General features: G+C 68.9%; 15 protein-coding genes. 6 read left to right on the top strand and 9 right to left on the bottom strand.

The genetic code is table 11. The features are described from left to right. Positions 1-181 precede the first annotated feature (181 nt). The 5 genes from ACH413_RS27375 to ACH413_RS27395 all read left to right on the top strand — a co-directional run bounded on the left by ACH413_RS27375 (position 182) and on the right by ACH413_RS27395 (position 4,832). The gene (locus ACH413_RS27375) at positions 182-1,021 is read left to right on the top strand and encodes a helix-turn-helix transcriptional regulator (protein ID WP_360031546.1); all 840 of its coding nucleotides are present in this window, start codon (positions 182-184) and stop codon (positions 1,019-1,021) included. Between the two features lie 256 nt (positions 1,022-1,277). Then, the gene (pgsA, locus tag ACH413_RS27380; protein WP_360031544.1) at positions 1,278-1,880 is read left to right on the top strand and encodes a phosphatidylinositol phosphate synthase; all 603 of its coding nucleotides are present in this window, start codon (positions 1,278-1,280) and stop codon (positions 1,878-1,880) included. Next, complete coding sequence (locus ACH413_RS27385; RefSeq protein WP_360031542.1) at positions 1,877-2,779, top strand: phosphatidylinositol mannoside acyltransferase; 903 nt, start codon at positions 1,877-1,879, stop codon at positions 2,777-2,779. The genes pgsA and ACH413_RS27385 overlap by 4 nt, the downstream gene beginning before the upstream one ends. Continuing rightward, positions 2,776-3,888 carry a glycosyltransferase family 4 protein gene (locus tag ACH413_RS27390; RefSeq protein ID WP_360031540.1) on the top strand — a complete coding sequence of 371 codons (1,113 nt, stop codon included), beginning with the start codon at positions 2,776-2,778 and terminating at the stop codon, positions 3,886-3,888. Before ACH413_RS27385 ends, ACH413_RS27390 begins: the two co-directional genes overlap by 4 nt. Then, complete coding sequence (locus ACH413_RS27395; protein ID WP_360031539.1) at positions 3,885-4,832, top strand: NUDIX domain-containing protein; 948 nt, start codon at positions 3,885-3,887, stop codon at positions 4,830-4,832. The genes ACH413_RS27390 and ACH413_RS27395 overlap by 4 nt, the downstream gene beginning before the upstream one ends. Here ACH413_RS27395 and ACH413_RS27400 read toward each other — a convergent pair. The 5 genes from ACH413_RS27400 to ACH413_RS27420 are packed head-to-tail and all read right to left on the bottom strand — an operon-like array spanning position 4,829 to position 11,616. Continuing rightward, positions 4,829-6,862, bottom strand: a complete 2,034-nt coding sequence (locus ACH413_RS27400) for an NB-ARC domain-containing protein (RefSeq protein WP_360031537.1) — start codon at positions 6,860-6,862, stop codon at positions 4,829-4,831. The two genes, ACH413_RS27395 and ACH413_RS27400, sit on opposite strands and share 4 nt — an antisense overlap. Positions 6,863-6,878: 16 nt before the next feature. Next, entirely contained in the window at positions 6,879-7,871 is a 993-nt protein-coding gene (locus tag ACH413_RS27405) for a TIGR03842 family LLM class F420-dependent oxidoreductase (RefSeq protein WP_360031535.1), read from the bottom strand. Between the two features lie 15 nt (positions 7,872-7,886). Continuing rightward, the gene (hydA, locus tag ACH413_RS27410; RefSeq protein WP_360031533.1) at positions 7,887-9,272 is read right to left on the bottom strand and encodes a dihydropyrimidinase; all 1,386 of its coding nucleotides are present in this window, start codon (positions 9,270-9,272) and stop codon (positions 7,887-7,889) included. Then, positions 9,269-10,111 (bottom strand): nitrilase-related carbon-nitrogen hydrolase, encoded by an 843-nt coding sequence (locus ACH413_RS27415; RefSeq protein ID WP_360031532.1) that lies wholly within the window; start codon positions 10,109-10,111, stop codon positions 9,269-9,271. The genes hydA and ACH413_RS27415 overlap by 4 nt, the downstream gene beginning before the upstream one ends. Further along, the gene (locus ACH413_RS27420) at positions 10,108-11,616 is read right to left on the bottom strand and encodes an NCS1 family nucleobase:cation symporter-1 (protein WP_360031530.1); all 1,509 of its coding nucleotides are present in this window, start codon (positions 11,614-11,616) and stop codon (positions 10,108-10,110) included. The genes ACH413_RS27415 and ACH413_RS27420 overlap by 4 nt, the downstream gene beginning before the upstream one ends. A gap of 144 nt (positions 11,617-11,760) precedes the next feature. Between ACH413_RS27420 and ACH413_RS27425 the strand changes: the two genes are divergently transcribed. Further along, entirely contained in the window at positions 11,761-12,462 is a 702-nt protein-coding gene (locus ACH413_RS27425; RefSeq protein ID WP_360031528.1) for a hypothetical protein, read from the top strand. Here the strand turns inward: ACH413_RS27425 and ACH413_RS27430 are convergent. The 4 genes from ACH413_RS27430 to ACH413_RS27445 are packed head-to-tail and all read right to left on the bottom strand — an operon-like array spanning position 12,443 to position 15,843. Further along, complete coding sequence (locus tag ACH413_RS27430) at positions 12,443-13,957, bottom strand: ATP-binding protein (RefSeq protein WP_360031526.1); 1,515 nt, start codon at positions 13,955-13,957, stop codon at positions 12,443-12,445. The genes ACH413_RS27425 and ACH413_RS27430 overlap by 20 nt on opposite strands. Beyond that, positions 13,954-14,463 (bottom strand): hypothetical protein, encoded by a 510-nt coding sequence (locus ACH413_RS27435; RefSeq protein ID WP_360031524.1) that lies wholly within the window; start codon positions 14,461-14,463, stop codon positions 13,954-13,956. The genes ACH413_RS27430 and ACH413_RS27435 overlap by 4 nt, the downstream gene beginning before the upstream one ends. Before the next feature lie 36 nt (positions 14,464-14,499). Next, positions 14,500-15,117: a class I SAM-dependent methyltransferase gene (locus ACH413_RS27440; protein ID WP_360031522.1), complete on the bottom strand. Its 618-nt coding sequence runs from the start codon at positions 15,115-15,117 to the stop codon at positions 14,500-14,502. 18 nt (positions 15,118-15,135) lie between these two features. Then, positions 15,136-15,843 (bottom strand): MerR family transcriptional regulator, encoded by a 708-nt coding sequence (locus ACH413_RS27445; protein WP_360031520.1) that lies wholly within the window; start codon positions 15,841-15,843, stop codon positions 15,136-15,138. Between the last annotated feature and the right edge of the window lie 100 nt (positions 15,844-15,943).

The raw sequence follows: 15,943 nt of genomic DNA on the forward strand, positions 1-15,943 counted from the left end.
CGCGACACGGAATGGCTTTCGGTTACATCTTTCGGGTGCATTTCTCCAGTCGATCGAGACGTAACACCAGCACAAAGCGATTCCAGGTAGGTGAGATCACCCACCTGGAGGTGTCAACTGCGAGTCAAGTCCCCGCCTATGGCCGATCGTCTCACCGTGTGCGAATGGTTACGGTGCGAACATGACCGCACCTGAGCGTTCGCGATTAGCGAGAGAGCGGCTTTCGCGTGAACTACGCCGGTTGCGCACCGAGGCGAAGATGACCGGCACGGCCACCGCCCGTGCCACCGGGATGAGCCAGTCAAAGCTGTCGAAGATCGAGAACGGCATGCTGCTTCCGTCCGTCACGGACGTGGAGCGTCTCGTGGCGGAACTGGCCGCCGCGAGAGAGACGCGCATCGAACTGGTCGAACTCGCCAGGTCGCTGCACGCGGAGGCGGAAACCCGTCGCGTCGTGCTGCACCGAGGAGCGCACCGCCACCAGCAGACGATCAGCCGCGTGGAGGCGCGGGCCGCGACGTCGAGGTTCTTCCAGGTCAACCTGGTGCCCTCGTTGCTGCAGTCCGAGTCCTACCTGCGGATCGTGCTGGGGACGATGCCGCATTCGGAGCAGGAGGCCGCGGTGGCCGCCCTGCGCACCCGCCGTGCCCGGATGGACGACCTGGCGAAGCAGTTCGTGTTCGTGCTCTCCGAAAGCGCGCTGCGCTGGCGGATGGGCTCGGCCGAGCTGATGGCGGAACAGGTCGAGCACCTGGCCGCGATCCAGCGCCGCCCGAACGTCCGTCTCGGCGTGGTGCCGTGGTCGGCGGACGCGAACGTGGTCGCCCTGCACGGTTTCCACATCTACGACGAGCGCGTCGTCACGGTCAGCGTGCTGACCGGCAACGCCACCATCACCGACCCGCTGGACGTGCGCGAGTACCTCGCGCTGTTCGGCCGGCTGGAGCGGCTGGCGGTGCGAGGGGAGGAGTTGCAGGCGCTGCTGAAGCGCATCGCCGAAGACCACCGCCGGCTCGGTTAGAGACGGTTTCGCAGAGGGGGTTTGGACGGGCTGCACGTGAGTGCTTGTCACCGGCGTGGGACGGCGCTCGCACGGCCCGCCCGCGCCCGCCCTCTGCCTGCGCGCATGCGATCCCCGGACGTCCCGGTCCGTCGGAGGCGCTTCTGTCCGCTCCCACCCGCGAGCCGCTCGGCGCATTCCCGTCGAAGGGTGTCCCGCGTACCGCGCTTACCCGCGGAACACCTGTTTCAGCAGTCCAGCTAGGCTGCGACCTGCCATGCTGAACATCTTCGCTCGCGCGTCCGTCTCGCGCGTCACCGATCCGATCGGGGCGTGGCTGCTGGCGCGTGGCCTCACGCCCAACGCCGTGACAGTGGGCGGCACGATCGGTGCCGTGGCGAGCGCGCTGTGGTTCATCCCCCGCGGGCAGCTGTTCCTGGGCTGCGCGCTGGTGACCTTCTTCGTGTTGCTCGACCTGATCGACGGCGCCATGGCCCGCGCGCAGGGCCCCACGAGGTTCGGCGCCGTGCTCGACGCCACCTGCGACCGCATTGCGGACGGAGCGCTGTTCGCGGCGCTCACCTGGTACGCGTTCGACACCGGCGACCGGTGGACGGCCGCGGCCGGGTTCATCTGCCTGGTCGCCTCGCAGGTCATCTCGTACGTCAAGGCGCGCGCCGACGCGTCCGGGCTCTCGGCCGACGGCGGCATAGCCGAACGGGCCGAGCGGTTCATCGTCGCGCTGATCGGTGCCGGGGTGCAGGGGCTGGGCGTGCCGTACCTGATGGCCATCTCGCTGTGGCTGCTCGCGGCCATGACGGTCGTGACGGTGCTGCAGCGGATCTTCGCCGTCGCGAAGTCGGCGCGGGAGGCCGCGTGAACCTCGCGACCCTCGGGTACAGCGCCGGGTGGCGGCTGATCCGTCTGTTGCCGGAGTCGTGGGCGCGCGGGCTGTTCCAGGCCGGTGCCGACTACGCGGCCAAGCGTGGCGGCGAGAGCGTCGACCAGTTGCGCACGAACCTGCGCCGGGTCGTGCCGCGGGCCGGTGAGGAAGAGCTCGACGAACTGGTCCAGGACTCGCTGCGGTCGTATGCGCGGTACTGGTGCGAGGCGTTCCGGCTGCCGTCGATGGACCTGCGCGCCGCCTACGAGAAGTGCGACTCGCAGGTGTCCGGCGTGGAGAACCTCGACGCCGCGCTCAAGGCCGGCACCGGTGCCGTCGTCGCCCTGCCGCACAGCGGCAACTGGGACATGGCGGGCGTCTGGCTCGTCGGCCACTCCGGCACGTTCACGACGGTCGCCGAGCGGCTCAAGCCCGAGTCGCTGTACCGCAAGTTCGTGGAGTTCCGCGAGACCCTCGGGTTCGAGGTGCTGCCGCTCAACGGCGGCGACCGTCCACCCGCGACGGTGCTCGCCGAACGCCTGCGCGACAACAAGGTCGTCTGCCTGCTCAGCGACCGCGACCTGACGTCGTCCGGCGTGCCCGTGACGTTCTTCGGCGAGCAGACCCTGATGCCGGCGGGTCCCGCGCACCTGGCCTCGACGACGGGCGCCGCGCTGCTGCCGGTCGGCTGCTGGTTCACCGCGGACGGCTGGCACTTCCGCATCCACCCGCCGATCAAGGTCAGCACGGTCCAGGCAGCCACGCAGGCCGTCGCGGACGTGTTCGCCGCCGACATCGCCGCGCACCCGGCCGACTGGCACATGCTGCAGAAGCTCTGGCTCGCCGATCTGCCGGAGAAGCGCCGCGCCGCGCTGGCCAGGAGGCTCGCGCGGTGAAGGTCGGGATCGTCTGCCCGTACTCCTTGGACGTGCCAGGGGGAGTGCAGGCCCACGTCGTCGACCTCGCCCGCGCCCTGATCGGCCTCGGGCACGACGTGAACGTCTTCGCGCCCGCCGACGACGAACAGGCGCTGCCCTCGTTCGTCACGTCGGCCGGCCGCGCGGTCGCCATCCCGTACAACGGTTCGGTGGCGCGGCTGTCGTTCGGCCCTGTCTCGTACGCGCGGGTGCGGCGCTGGATCGACGAGCACCAGTTCGACGTCCTGCACCTGCACGAGCCCACCGCGCCCTCGCTGTCGTTCCTGGCGCTGGTGGTCGCGGACGGCCCGATCGTCGCCACCTTCCACACCTCGACGCCGCGCTCCAAGATGCTGTCCGCGTTCCAGCCCGTGCTGCAGCCGTTCCTGGAGAAGGTCACGGCCCGCATCGCCGTCTCCGCACTGGCCAGGCGCGTGCAGGTCGAGCACCTCGGCGGGGACGCGGTGGAGATCCCGAACGGCGTCGACGTCGACTTCTTCTCCTCGGCGTCCACTTTGGACGGCTACCCGCGCGCGGGCGGCACGATCGGCTTCGTCGGCCGCTACGACGAGCCGCGCAAGGGCATGCCGCTGCTGTGGGAGGCGTTCGGCCTGATCGCCGACGAGTTCCCGGACCTGCGCCTGCTCGTCGTGGGCCGCGGCGAGGACCCGTTCGAGGGCCCGTTCGCTTCTCGCGTCGACCTGCTGGGCCAGGTCAGCGACGAGGACAAGGCCAGGATGCTGCGGTCCGTGGACGTCTACGTCGCCCCGAACACCGGCGGCGAGTCGTTCGGCATCATCCTCACCGAGGCCATGTCTGCCGGCACCGCCGTGGTGGCTTCGGACCTGGACGCGTTCCGCCGCGTGCTGGACGACGGCAAGGCGGGCGCGCTGTTCCCGGTCGGCGACGCCCACGCGCTGGCCGACGCGTTGCGCTCGGTGCTGCGGGATTCCGCGCTGCGCGCCGAGTACGTCGACCTGGCGTCGGCGCGGGTGCAGGCCTTCGACTGGTCCGTGGTCGCGTCACAGGTGCTGCGCGTCTACGAGACCGCCATCGCCGCCGACCCGCGCAGGGTGAGCGAGGCATGACCACAGCTCTTGTCGTGGTGCTCGTCGCCCTGCTGCTCGCCGCCTGGATCCTGAAGATCGCGAACCGCCTGGATCGCCTGCACGTCCGCACCGACGCCGCCTGGGCCGCCGTCGACAAGGCCCTGGCCCGCCGCGCCGTCCTGGTGCGCACGCTGCTGGTGCCGGAACTCTCCGCGGCGGCCTCCCGCGCCGAGTCCGCCTCACGTGCCGACCGCGAACAGGCCGAGAACGAACTCTCCGGCCTCCTGGCCGCCCTGGACCGCTCGACCCTGGCCCCGGCACTGGCCTTCGAACTCGCCGACGCCGAGGAACGCGTCATGCTGGCCCGCCGCGTCCACAACGACGCCGTCCGCGACACCCTGCTGCTGCGCCGCCGCCGAGTGGTCCGCTGGCTCCGCCTGGCAGGCACCGCCCCGCAACCGTCGTACTTCGAGATCGCCGAACCCACCACCCCGTCCGAAGCCGTGATGCTCAAGCCCCGCCCGTCCGCCCGAGTGGTGCTGACGGACTCCGCCGGCCGCGTGTTGCTGTTCCAGGGCTTCGACCCCGCCCGTCCCCAGGAGTCCTTCTGGTTCACGGTCGGCGGCGGCGTGGAGGACGGCGAGGAACTGCGCGACACAGCCGTCCGCGAGGCCTTCGAGGAGACGGGCCTCAAGCTCGCACCGGAACAGCTCGTCGGCCCGATCTGGCGCCGCCGCACGGTTTTCAGCTTCGACGGCGAGACGTTCGACGCGGAGGAGTGGTTCTTCTACGCCTCCGTCGACGGGGTGGACGTCGACACCTCGGGCTTCAACGACGTCGAGGAAACCTCGATCACCGGGTTCCGGTGGTGGAGCGCTGAAGAGTTGGACGCCGCCGAGGACACCGTGTATCCGGTGCAGCTGGCCGAACTCATGCCGACGCTCACGGCGGAGTGGGACGGCGAGACCCGCACGGTCCGCTAGTCGTTCGCGCCGAGCGTGCGCCGCAACTCCGCCACGTCCTCGTGACCAGGCCCGAGCACCCTGACGAGATCGGCCAGAAGGCGCTCGCCCTCCACTTCCGCACGTGCCTGCTCGCCATTCCTGGTCAGGCACTCGACGAGACCGCCCCGGATGAACAGCGTCTCCAGGTTGTCGTGGCCGTAGACCCTCTCGAAATCCGGGACTAGTTGATCGAGCGCGCCGATGGCGTCCGCCAGGCGACCGGACTGTGCGAGCCAGTAGGCGCGGTCGTTCCTGGCCATCAGGGTGTGGGTGTCGTCAGGGCCGAGCACCTGGTGGAGGTCGGGCAGAAGCCGGTCGAACTCGCCCACCGGATCATCGGCCGCGGCCTCCGCGTGGAGCTTGGCCAGCCCGTATCGGGTCTTCAGCACCTCGGGGTGTTCCGGTCCGTGCTCCCCGAGCTGGTCGGCGAGGATGCGCTCGAGATCGGCTATGCCACCGGAGACGTCGCCGGCTTGTGCACGCAAGTGCGCCAGGTCCTGCCGTGCGGATTGCAGCAGGCCTGGCGTGAAGCGGCGGTAGATGGGAGAGACTCGGTGTTCGTCGGCCGAGATCTGCTCGAGTTCGGCCACGGCACCCGCCGGATCACCGGCTTTGCCGCGCCAGGCGGCTCGGCCGATGCGTGCGAGCATGGTCGTGAAGTCGTACGGAGTGCGGATCCGCGCGGTCGTTTCGCACAGTCGGTCGAAGTAGTCCCTTGCTTCGACCACACGGCCGCTGTCGCCCAGGCTGTTCCCCAGCAGGCTCGGCAACAGCAGGCCTTCTTTGACCCACATGTCCATGCCGATGACCGACAGGAGCGCTTCGCCGTTGGCGAGCAGCGCCTGTCCTCTCGCGTCGTTCCGGTAGAACTTCGGCCACGTGGCTGTCAGTGCGGTGGCAGTGGCGCGGCTGACCTTCTTCGTCTGCCGGACGGACCAGCCGTCGCGGTGGGCGCGTTGCACCAGCGCGTGCACGCGGACCTCGCGTGCCGTCGAGCCGACGTCCAGCGTGATCAGGCTGAGCCTGTGCAGGGTCGCGAGCACCTCCCGCACACCGGTCTCGTCGAGTTTGTGGAGATAGCTCCGCACGGACGGTTCGGTGAGCACGTCGAGCGGAATGCCGTGGGGATCGAGGACGCTGATGACGTCGAGCAGACGGCCCGCCACCCGCTTGGGATGCGTGCTGTTGGCCCGTTCGATCGACAACGACCAGGTGGCCGCCACGCTCGTGCGCCGCGATTTCGCCAGTCTGCCGAGGTAGTCCGCGCAGGACAGGTGCTGGTCCAGCACATAGGCGCCGGCCTGGGCCAACGCCAGCGGAAGGCCGCCGAGTTCGCGCACGACCTCGGCGGCGCCGTCGAGCAACGCCGGTCGATCGGCGAGCACCGTGCGCAGGTAGTTCAGGCTTTCGGTCTCGCTGAAGGTCTCGACGTCGAGGATCTGCCGTTCGTGCCCGCGCAGAGCCGCGTCCCGCCGCCGCGTCGTGACGAGCGTCCGGCCGTTGTCCGGGGGCCAGAGGCCCGTGAGGTCTTCGGGATCCTGGAGGTCGTCGAGCACCACGAGCCACGGTTCGTCCTTGGCGGCCAGCCATTCCAGGAACTTGCGCGCGCCGCGTTCCAGATCGGGCTCGTCGCGTCCGGTGAGTTCCGCCGCGGCCTCGGCAAAGGTGGACACGATCGCGTTCCTGGAACCCGCGGTGACCCACACCAGCAAGCTGACGTTGCCTGCTGCCCATTCCGTCGCGGCGTGATCGGCCGCGAGTTGTGTCTTGCCCACACCGCCCAGCCCGGAAAGCACGGTCACCGCTTTCCAGGGGAGTTCTCTGTGCTGGAACGCCGCTGCCCGCTGGGGCACGACACCGATTCGCAGCGGTAGTTCCGCGGGAGGGCGGAGCGTTGTGTGGGTGTGCAGGTTGATGTCGCCACTGACATAGCCGGCCTGCACAAGGGGTCCGTACACGTCTCCGGTCACGGAGTTGTGCACGGACCCCTTGTCCAGATCATCAGACACGCGATTCAGTATGCCGCTAAACAGCGGAGATGATCGCCGATCCGTAGGCGTCGCGCGTCTTGTCCTTCTCGTCGTGCATCAAGTAGAGCGCGAAGTTGTCGACGCCGATCTCCTTCAGTTCCTTCAGCCGCTCGATGTGCGCGGATTCCGGCCCGACGAGGCAGAAGCGGTCCACGATCGCGTCCGGCACGAAGTCGGTGGACCGGTTGCCCGCCTTGCCGTGGTGGGCGTAGTCGTAGCCCTCGCGGTCCTTGATGTAGTCGGTCAGGGCCTTGGGCACGACGCCCGAGTCCCCGTACCGCGCGACGAGGTCCGCGACGTGGTTGCCGACCATCCCGCCGAACCACCGCAGCTGGTCGCGCTGATGACTCAAGTCAGTGCCGACGTACGCGGGTGCTGCCACGCACATCGTGATGGCCGACGGGTCACGTCCGGCGGCCACCGCTGCCTCGCGGACGGAGCCGATGGTCCAGCGGGCGATGTCCGGGTCGGCGGTCTGCAGGATGAAGCCGTCGGCCTGCTCGCCGACCATCTTCAACGCCTTGGGACCGTACGCGGCCATCCACATCTCGAGCTTTCCGTTGCGCACCCACGGGATCTGGACCGGTGTGCCGTGGTGCTCGACCTCTCGCCCCTCCGCCAGCTCCTTGATCACGTGCATCGCGTCGCCCAGGGTGGCCAGGGACGCGGGCTTCTGGCCGATCACGCGGCGGGCCGAGTCGCCCCGGCCGATGCCGCAGACCGTGCGATTGCCGAACATGTCGTTCAGCGTCGCGAACAGCGATGCCGTCACCGACCAGTCCCTTGTGGACGGATTGGTGACCATCGGGCCGATGATCAGATCGCGGGTGGCCGAGAGGACCTGCGAGTAGATGACGAACGGTTCCTGCCACAGCACGCAGGAGTCGAACGTCCAGCCGTAGCGGAAGCCGCAGTCCTCGGCCGCGCGGAGGCCTTCCACCACGTCCCGCGCCGGCGGGTCGGTCTGCAGCACTACACCGAAGTCCACGGGTGACCGCCTTTCTCAGACGAGGTACTGGTTGAGGTCGCGGGACACGAAACGGCCGTGGCCCGTCGAGCCGTGGTACGCGCCGTCCGCGATCACCTTGCGGCCGCGGGAGAACACCGTCTCCACCCGGCCGGTGACCTCGAAGCCCTCGTAGGCCGAGTAGTCCACGGCCATGTGGTGCGTGTCGGCGGAGATCGTCTGCGAGGCCGTCGGGTCGTAGATCACGACGTCCGCGTCGGCCCCCGGTGCGATCACGCCCTTGCGCGGGTACATGCCGAACATGCGCGCGGGCGTTGTGGAGACGATCTCGACCCAGCGTTCGCGGGTGATCTCGCCCTTCACGACGCCCTGGTGCAGCAGGTCGACGCGGTGCTCGACGCCGGGCATGCCGTTGGGGATCTTGGAGAAGTCGCCGACGCCCAGCTGCTTCTGGTCCTTGAAGCAGAACGGGCAGTGGTCGGTGCTCACCACCGAGAGGTCGTTGGTGCGCAGGCCGCGCCACAACGACGACTGGTGTTCCTTGGGCCGCAACGGCGGCGAGGCCACGAACTTCGCGCCCTCGAAGCCCGGTCGTGCCAGGTCCTCCAGCGACAGGTACAGGTACTGCGGGCACGTCTCGGCGAACACGTTCTGACCCGTGTCACGGGCAGCCGTGACGGCGTCAAGCGCTTGCGACGCCGACAGGTGCACGATGTACAGCGGGGAACCGGTGACCTTCGCGAGCTGGATCGCCCGCGACGTGGCCTCGCCCTCCAGCTCCGGCGGCCGGGTCAGGCCGTGCTGCACGGGGTCGCCCAGGCCCGAAGCCAGCGCCTGCGCGACGAGCTGGTCGATCGCGATGCCGTTCTCCGCGTGCATCATGATCGTGGCGCCGGTCTCGCGCGCCTTCTGCATGGCCCGCAGGATCTCGCCGTCCGTGGCGTAGAAGACGCCCGGATACGCCATGAACATCTTGAAGCTGTTCACGCCGGCCGCGATGCACGAGTCCATCTCCTTGAGCGACTCGTCGTTCACGTCGGAGATGATCATGTGGAAGCCGTAGTCGACGGCGCAGTTGCCGTCCGCCTTGCTGTGCCACTTGTCCAACGTGGACAGCAGACTGCTTCCCTTGGGCTGCACGGCGAAGTCGACGATCGTGGTCGTGCCGCCCCACGCCGCCGCGGTCGTGCCGGTCTCGAAGGTGTCCGCGGACTGGGTGCCGCCGAACGGCATCTCCATGTGCGTGTGCGCGTCGATGCCGCCGGGGATGACGTACTTCCCGGCCGCGTCGATCACCTCGTCGGCCTGCACCTCGAACCCCGGCGTGACCAGGGCGGCGATGTGCTCGCCGCTGATCAGCACGTCGGCGGCGTGCGAACCGGTCGCGTTGATGACCAGGCCGTTGCGGATGAGAGTGCTCACGGGTTCACCAGGCCCTCGTAGGTGTCCGGGCGGCGGTCGCGGTAGAACGCCCACGTGTCGCGGACCTCGGTGATCAGGTCGAGGTCGAGGTCGCGCACCACGAGCTCTTCCTCGGTGTCCGAAGCCACCTCGTCGACGAACTGCCCGCGCGGCGACACGAAGTACGTCTGGCCGTAGAACTCGTTGTCACCCAACGGTTCCACGCCCACGCGGTTGATCGCGCCGACGTAGTACTCGTTCGCGACGGCCGCGGCGGGCTGCTCCAGCTTCCACAGGTACTCGGACAACGAACGCGAGGTCGCCGACGGGTTGAACACGATCTTCGCGCCCGCGAGCCCCAGGGCACGCCAGCCCTCGGGGAAGTGCCGCTCGTAGCAGATGTAGACGCCGATCCGCCCGACCGCGGTGTCGAAGATCGGATAACCGAGGTTGCCGGGCTTGAAGTAGAACTTCTCCCAGAAACCCTTCACCTGCGGGATGTGGTTCTTGCGGTACTTGCCGAGGTACGTGCCGTCGGCGTCGATCACGGCGGCGGTGTTGTAGTAGACGCCCGGCTGCTCGACCTCGTACATCGGCACGATCAGCACGATGTTGTTCTGCGCGGCGACCTCCTGCATCAGCCGGGTCGTCGGTCCGTCCGGAATGGACTCGGTGTAGGAGTAGAAGTCCGCGTCCTGCACCTGGCAGAAGTACGGCCCGTAGAAGAGCTCCTGGAGACACAACACCTGCGCGCCTTGGGATGCGGCGGCGCGGATGTGCTCGACCGCGTTCGCGATCATCGACTCCTTGTCGCCCGTCCACTTCTGCTGGACGAGCGCCGCCCGGATGATGTTGCTCACCTGGTCGTCTCCTTTGCCGTGTTGTCCTTCAGAGCGAGGAAGACCAGGAAGCCGGCCGCGAAGCCGACGACCCAGTTGTAGTCGTAGAGCGGCTTGAGGAACGGGATCAGCCCGTCCACCGGGAACGGCCCGCCGTGGGCGCCGCCGACCGCGAGCACCGAGCCCACGAGCGTCGCCACCACGGCCCGCCAGTTCCAGCCGCCGTTGAACCAGTACGCGCCCCTGCCGTCGAGGTAGAGGTCGGTGAGCTCCAGGTGCGTCTTCTTGATCACCCAGTACCCGGCGACGAACACACCGGCCACGGACGCCAGCAGACCGCCGTAGAACCCGAGCCACGCGAAGATGTAGATGTTCGGGTCGGAGATCAGCCGCCACGGCTGGATCACGATGCCGATGACACCGGTGATCAGGCCGCCGATCGCGAACGTGATCTTGCGCGGGAAGGCGTTCGAGAAGTCGTAGGACGGGCTGACGACGTTCGCCGCGAGGTTCGCCGAGATCGTGGCCAGCACCAGCGAGACCAGCGCGATGACCACCAGGAACGTGTTGTCGAAGCGGGACGCGAGATCCGCCGGGTCCCAGATCGCCTCGCCGTACAACGCCTGCGCGCCGGACGTCGTCAGGATCGCGACGATCGCGATGAACGACATCGTGGTCGGCAGGCCGAGGAGCTGCCCGATCGCCTGCTTCTTCTGGCTGCCGCCGAACCGCGTGAAGTCCGGCATGTTCAGCGACAGCGTCGACCAGAACGCGATCATGCCCATCAGCGCGGGGAAGAAGAGCTTCCAGAAGTCCGGTCCCCAGCCGAGCTTGCTGGGCGTGTCGAGGATCGGCCCGAAGCCGCCCGCCTTCACCAGCACGTAGCCCAGCAGGATCAGGAACCCGATGCTGACCAGCGGCGCCGTCCAGTTCTCGAACCGCCGGATCGCGTCCATGCCGCGCCAGATCACCAGCATCTGCACGACCCAGAACCCGAAGAAGCACAGCCACAACGTCCACGGCTGGCCGCCGATCGACGACGCCTTGGTCCACCCGTCGCCGGTCAGCCGCCCGATGATCACGTGCAGCGCCTTGCCGCCGACCCACGTCTGGATGCCGAACCAGGCGCAGGCGATGAACGCGCGCAGCAACGCCACCAGGTTCGCGCCGCGGATGCCGTAGAAGGCGCGGGCGAACACGGGGAACGGGATGCCGTACTTCGTGCCGGCGTGGCTGTTGAGCAGCATGGGAACGAGCACGATCAGGTTGCCCAGCGTGATCGTGAGGAACGCCTGCACCCAGTCCATGCCGATCGCGATCAACGACGCCGCGAGCGTGTAACTGGGGATGTTGTGCGCCATGCCCATCCACAGCGCGAAGAAGTTGTACGTCGTCCATGTCCGCTGCTCGACGGGCACGGGGGCGAGTTCGGGGTTGAAGAACCTGCTGTCCTTGATGGGACCTGCGTCGCTCAGTTCGACTCGGCCGTCAGGTGTGACCTGGGGCGGTGAGGACTCGACTGCCATCGTTCAACCCCCTGTTACGCTGCTGAAACAACCTCAATCCGGTCGGATTCCACCCCGGAATCCTGGGTCCGCCGCCGCAGGTGTGGCAGTGTCAGAGTGTCCACGCTTGTCATGATCGGCGCACATTGTGTTCCACTGGACCGCATGGGGATGTCCCGGCGAGCTGTCCTTCTCGGTGGTGCGGGCCTGGTGGGAGCGGCCGGAACGTACGCGGCGCTGACCCCGCGAGGCCGCCGTCTGCTCGGCTGGACGGGCCCGCCCGGCGTGGTCCCCGACGTCGCACCTGTACCCGTTCAGCCCACGCAGTGGGGCGCGTGGATGGGGACGGACGGGCCGGTGGTGCTCGTGCTGCACGGCCGCGGCGGCAGCGTCGGGTGGTGGCGGGACCTGGGGCTGCCGCAGTTCCTCAACGGGTGCGCGTTCCGGTGCGCGGTGATCAACGGCGGCGAGGACTACTGGGTGAACCTCACGCCGCCCGTGCCGTTCGAGGCGGCGTTGGGGATCTCGATGGGCGGGTTCGGCGTGCTGGACGTCGCGTCCCGTCAGCCGCTGAAGGCCGCGGCGGCCATCAGCCCGGCGCTCTTCCCGTCGTGGGAGGACGCCCAGCGGATCGACGGGTTCGCGTCGCGCGAGGTGTGGGAGGCGCACGAACCGTTGCGGCACAGGGAGAGGATCACGTCACCGGTCGGCGTGTGGTGCGGGCGGGAAGATCCGTTCCACGACCCTGCGCGAGAGCTCGCGGACGCGGTCGGCGCGCAGGGATCGTTCGAACACGGCGAACACGACGCCGGCTACTGGCGCCGTGTGCTGCCGGAGGCGTTGCGGTTCATCGGGGATCGGCTGTGAGCATGCGGGCCAGCGCGTCCCGGTCCACCGCCGCCAGCCGTGCGTCCTCGTGCCTGCCGTTGCGCTCGAAGGCGAGCACCAGGCCTTCCAGCGCGTCGTGCATCAGCGGCACGTCGTTGCAGTGGCGCACGACCTTCCAGGCCTCGTAGAGGTTGTTCAACGCGCGCACGTCTTCCCCCGCCCGCAGGCAGGAATGGCCGAGCCGCACCCGCAGAACCGCGACGAACCAGGTGTTGTCCAGGTTGATCGCCGCGTCCACGGCCAGCTGGTCGGTCATCAGCAGGTCGTCCAGGTGGCCGCGCAGACCGAGGTAGTCGTGCAGCGCCTGGGCGATCGCGCCGCCGTGGGGGATGTGCCGCAGCAGCAGTGCGGACAGCACGGACGCGACGAGCGTCGGCCGGTGGCGGTCGAACCAGTGCAGCGCCTCGGACTGTTTCGGCGTGCGGAGTGCTTCGTTCATCTGCGCGGCCCGCTCGGCGAAGTAGGTGAAGAACCGCGACATCGCCTGTTCGCGGGTCTCCTTCTCCTCGTCCGCGCTGACGCAGCCGGCCGCGAACTGGCGCACCAGGTCGTGGAAGCGGTCGCCGGGCTCGATCAGGTGCGCGGTCCGCAGCTCCCTCAACACCTTGCGCGCCTTGGCCTCCGTGCACCCGGCCAGCTGCGCGGCGCCCTCGACCGTAACCTCGTGCGAGGGGTGCAGCGCGGAGAGCCGGAACACCCGGCGTTGCTCCTCGGTGAGTGCTCGGTAGGACAGTTCGAAGGCTGCGCGCACGGACCGTTCGTCGCCGTCGTCGAGCAGGTCCAGCCTCACCTCGCGCAGTTCCGCGACCCAGTCGTGGCCGGGGTCGGTGCGGCGCAGCGCGGCCATGATCCGCAACGCGAGCGGCAGCCGTCCGCACAGTTCGGCGAGCTCGGGATCGCCCACCAGCGCGGCCGCCTCGTCCGGTGCGAGCAGCCCCAGCTCCAGGTGGTGGGCGTCGTCGAGGCCGACGAGCCGGTGCCTGCTGGTGACGATCGTGCGGTGCCGGTTGGGCAGCAACGGCCGCACGTGCTGCGCGGACCTCGCGTTGTCGATCACGATCAGCATCGGCTCGCGGTCAGCGACGAGCGTGCGGAACAACGCGGCGCGGGCGTCCTCGGAACGCGGGATCTCCCGCACCCCCAGGGCGGTCAGGAACTCCTCCAACGCCTGGGCCGGCGTCACCCGGCGTTCGTCGTCGTAGTCCTGGAGGTCGACGAAGAGCTTGCCGCCGGGGAACTTCTCGGCGTGCCGCAGCACGAGTTCGGTCTTGCCGACACCCGCGAGGCCCGACACCACGGTCAGTCCGGCCACGTCCAGCTCGGCGAGTTCCCGCTCGCGGCCGACGAACGACTCGGCGGCGTGCCGAAGACCGTCGAGCGCGGTGGGCGCCGGTTCGGGGGAGGTGAGGTGAACGGAACCCACGGTGTGCGCCTGCACCACGTTCCCGTGGTTCTGCCCGACCTCGTTGGTCACCGCTGGGATTGTGCCACTTTGAGCCGCACCACGGCCGTGCCCGCCTTGCGGTCGTGCCAGGTCCGGGTGCCGCGGAGGTCAAGCGACTCCACGGCGGACAGCACGAGCAGCACGAACCCGCCGACCAGCAGCAACGACGCGAGCCAGCCCGGCGACCCCACGGCGACGTGCTCGCCGATGACGACCCACGGCTGCTGCCAGCCGAGGCCCGCCATCAGCGCCGGCTCCCGCCAGCCCAGACCGGTGAGCACGAGCACCGCGCCCGCGCCGGGCAGCGCGGTCGTGATGAGCGTGCGCGTCAGCGCCCGCCGGAGGTTCAGGCCGGACGCGGGGCCCACGACCCGCAGCCCCGTGAGGACTTTGCCGAGGGTGTTCAGGCGAAGCAGCAGAGCGTCGTACAGCGCCGCGCAGAGCACCACCAGCACGGGTTCGTGGACCAACGGCCACGCCACGACCAGCACCAGGAGCCAGTCGAGCAGACGGGCGAGCAGCCGACGAACGAGCATGATTCACGCTAAGCGGCGGAAGTGCGTCATAAGTGGTCAGTTCATGGCCAGTTGTCGCACGAATTCAGCGGTCCAGCGGCCCCCGTCGCGATTCACCTCCAGCGCGGTGAGACCGTCCGTCTGGAACGCGTGGATCTCCGACGGCGTCAACGGCCACGGCGGACCGTCCGCGACCGAACCCTCCTCCCTGGCCACGGCCAGGACCAGCAGTTTCGACCCGGTCAGCCACGCGACCCGTTCGATGGCCTGGGCGTGCGCGTCAACGGGCAGCGCCTGCACCGTCATGTTCTCCACGACCAGGTCGAACGCGTGGTGCCACTCGGCGGGCGGGTCCAGCAGGTCGGCGACCACGTACGAGACGGAGGACTCCGGGTACCGCGCCTGCACGGCCGCCACGGCGGTGGGGGAGATGTCGAAGGCCGTCACCTCGAACCCGAGCGAGGCCAGGAACTCCGAGTCGCGGCCGTAGCCGCAGCCCACGACCAGCGCGCGCTGACCCGTGCCGTCGACTCCCTCGGCCCAGGCGACGAGGTGCGGTTGCGGGTGGGGGATGTCCCAGGGGACGGAGGCCGTGCCGGCTTCGGCCTCCGCGTAGAGATCTTCGAACCACCCGGTCGGGTTGGCGGCTTGCAGACGTCGGTCATCGGGAAGCATGACCAACTTCTACCGAACTCACCGCGCCGCGCGCGCCCGAGTTACGTAATCCACCAGACCGTCGTCGGCGGGCCACCCGATCTGCGTGCTGATCGTCGCCTTGTTCTCGGTCCACGACTTCTGCGCCGCGGCCTGGACCGCCGGGTCGCCGCCGGTGAACCGGGCACCCAGCTCGTCCCACTGCCGCCCCAGCTCGACGACGCGCGGGTCGTCGGCGGGGGTGCCGTCGGTCATGTGCTGACGCAGCTGTTGCACCAGTTCCAACCAGGACGCCTTCAACGCCTCCACGGCCTCCGGGCCCATCGCCGCCGCGCGCGACCTCATGTCGCCCAGCTGGTCGGCGGTGAAGTAGCTCTCGTACACGGACATCATCTCCAAAGTGGACAGAAGGGACTCGGTGGTGTGCCCGTCGAGCAGCGCGGTGAGCCGCGACCGCAGTGCCTCCACCTGTCGCGCCTGGGCGTTCAGCGCGGCGAGCTGGGCCTCGAAGAGAGGTCGCAGCGAGTCCGAACGGGACAGTGCCGATCGGACCTCTTCCAGGGAAAGACCGAGCTGGCGCAGCGATCTCACCTGATAGAGGCGACGAACGTCGTCCGGTGTGTACCGACGGTGACCGGATGTCGTGCGCTCGGAAGCGACGACCAGTCCGATCTCGTCGTAGTGGTGCAGCGTGCGGACGGTCAGTCCGCTCGCTCTGGCCAGGTCACCGACGCTCCAACGGGTCACACCACGACCGTAGGACCTCCCGCCGCGTGAGGTTCAAACCCTCACCACCCGATCGAGCGGGTTAATTCTCGAACCGAATGCGCCGATGAAATCGAAGATC

This window comes from Lentzea sp. NPDC020367 (assembly GCF_044387305.1).
GTDB lineage: Bacteria > Actinomycetota > Actinomycetes > Mycobacteriales > Pseudonocardiaceae > Lentzea.

Excerpts from the sequence above, each read along its gene's own strand:
- ACH413_RS27440 (WP_360031522.1), bottom strand. The coding sequence starts at position 15,117 with ATGCTTCCCGATGACCGACGTCTGCAAGCCGCCAACCCGACCGGGTGG.
- ACH413_RS27375 (WP_360031546.1), top strand. The coding sequence starts at position 182 with ATGACCGCACCTGAGCGTTCGCGATTAGCGAGAGAGCGGCTTTCGCGT.
- pgsA (WP_360031544.1), top strand. The coding sequence starts at position 1,278 with ATGCTGAACATCTTCGCTCGCGCGTCCGTCTCGCGCGTCACCGATCCG.
- ACH413_RS27395 (WP_360031539.1), top strand. The coding sequence starts at position 3,885 with ATGACCACAGCTCTTGTCGTGGTGCTCGTCGCCCTGCTGCTCGCCGCC.
- ACH413_RS27420 (WP_360031530.1), bottom strand. The coding sequence starts at position 11,616 with ATGGCAGTCGAGTCCTCACCGCCCCAGGTCACACCTGACGGCCGAGTC.
- ACH413_RS27435 (WP_360031524.1), bottom strand. The coding sequence starts at position 14,463 with ATGCTCGTTCGTCGGCTGCTCGCCCGTCTGCTCGACTGGCTCCTGGTG.
- ACH413_RS27425 (WP_360031528.1), top strand. The coding sequence starts at position 11,761 with ATGGGGATGTCCCGGCGAGCTGTCCTTCTCGGTGGTGCGGGCCTGGTG.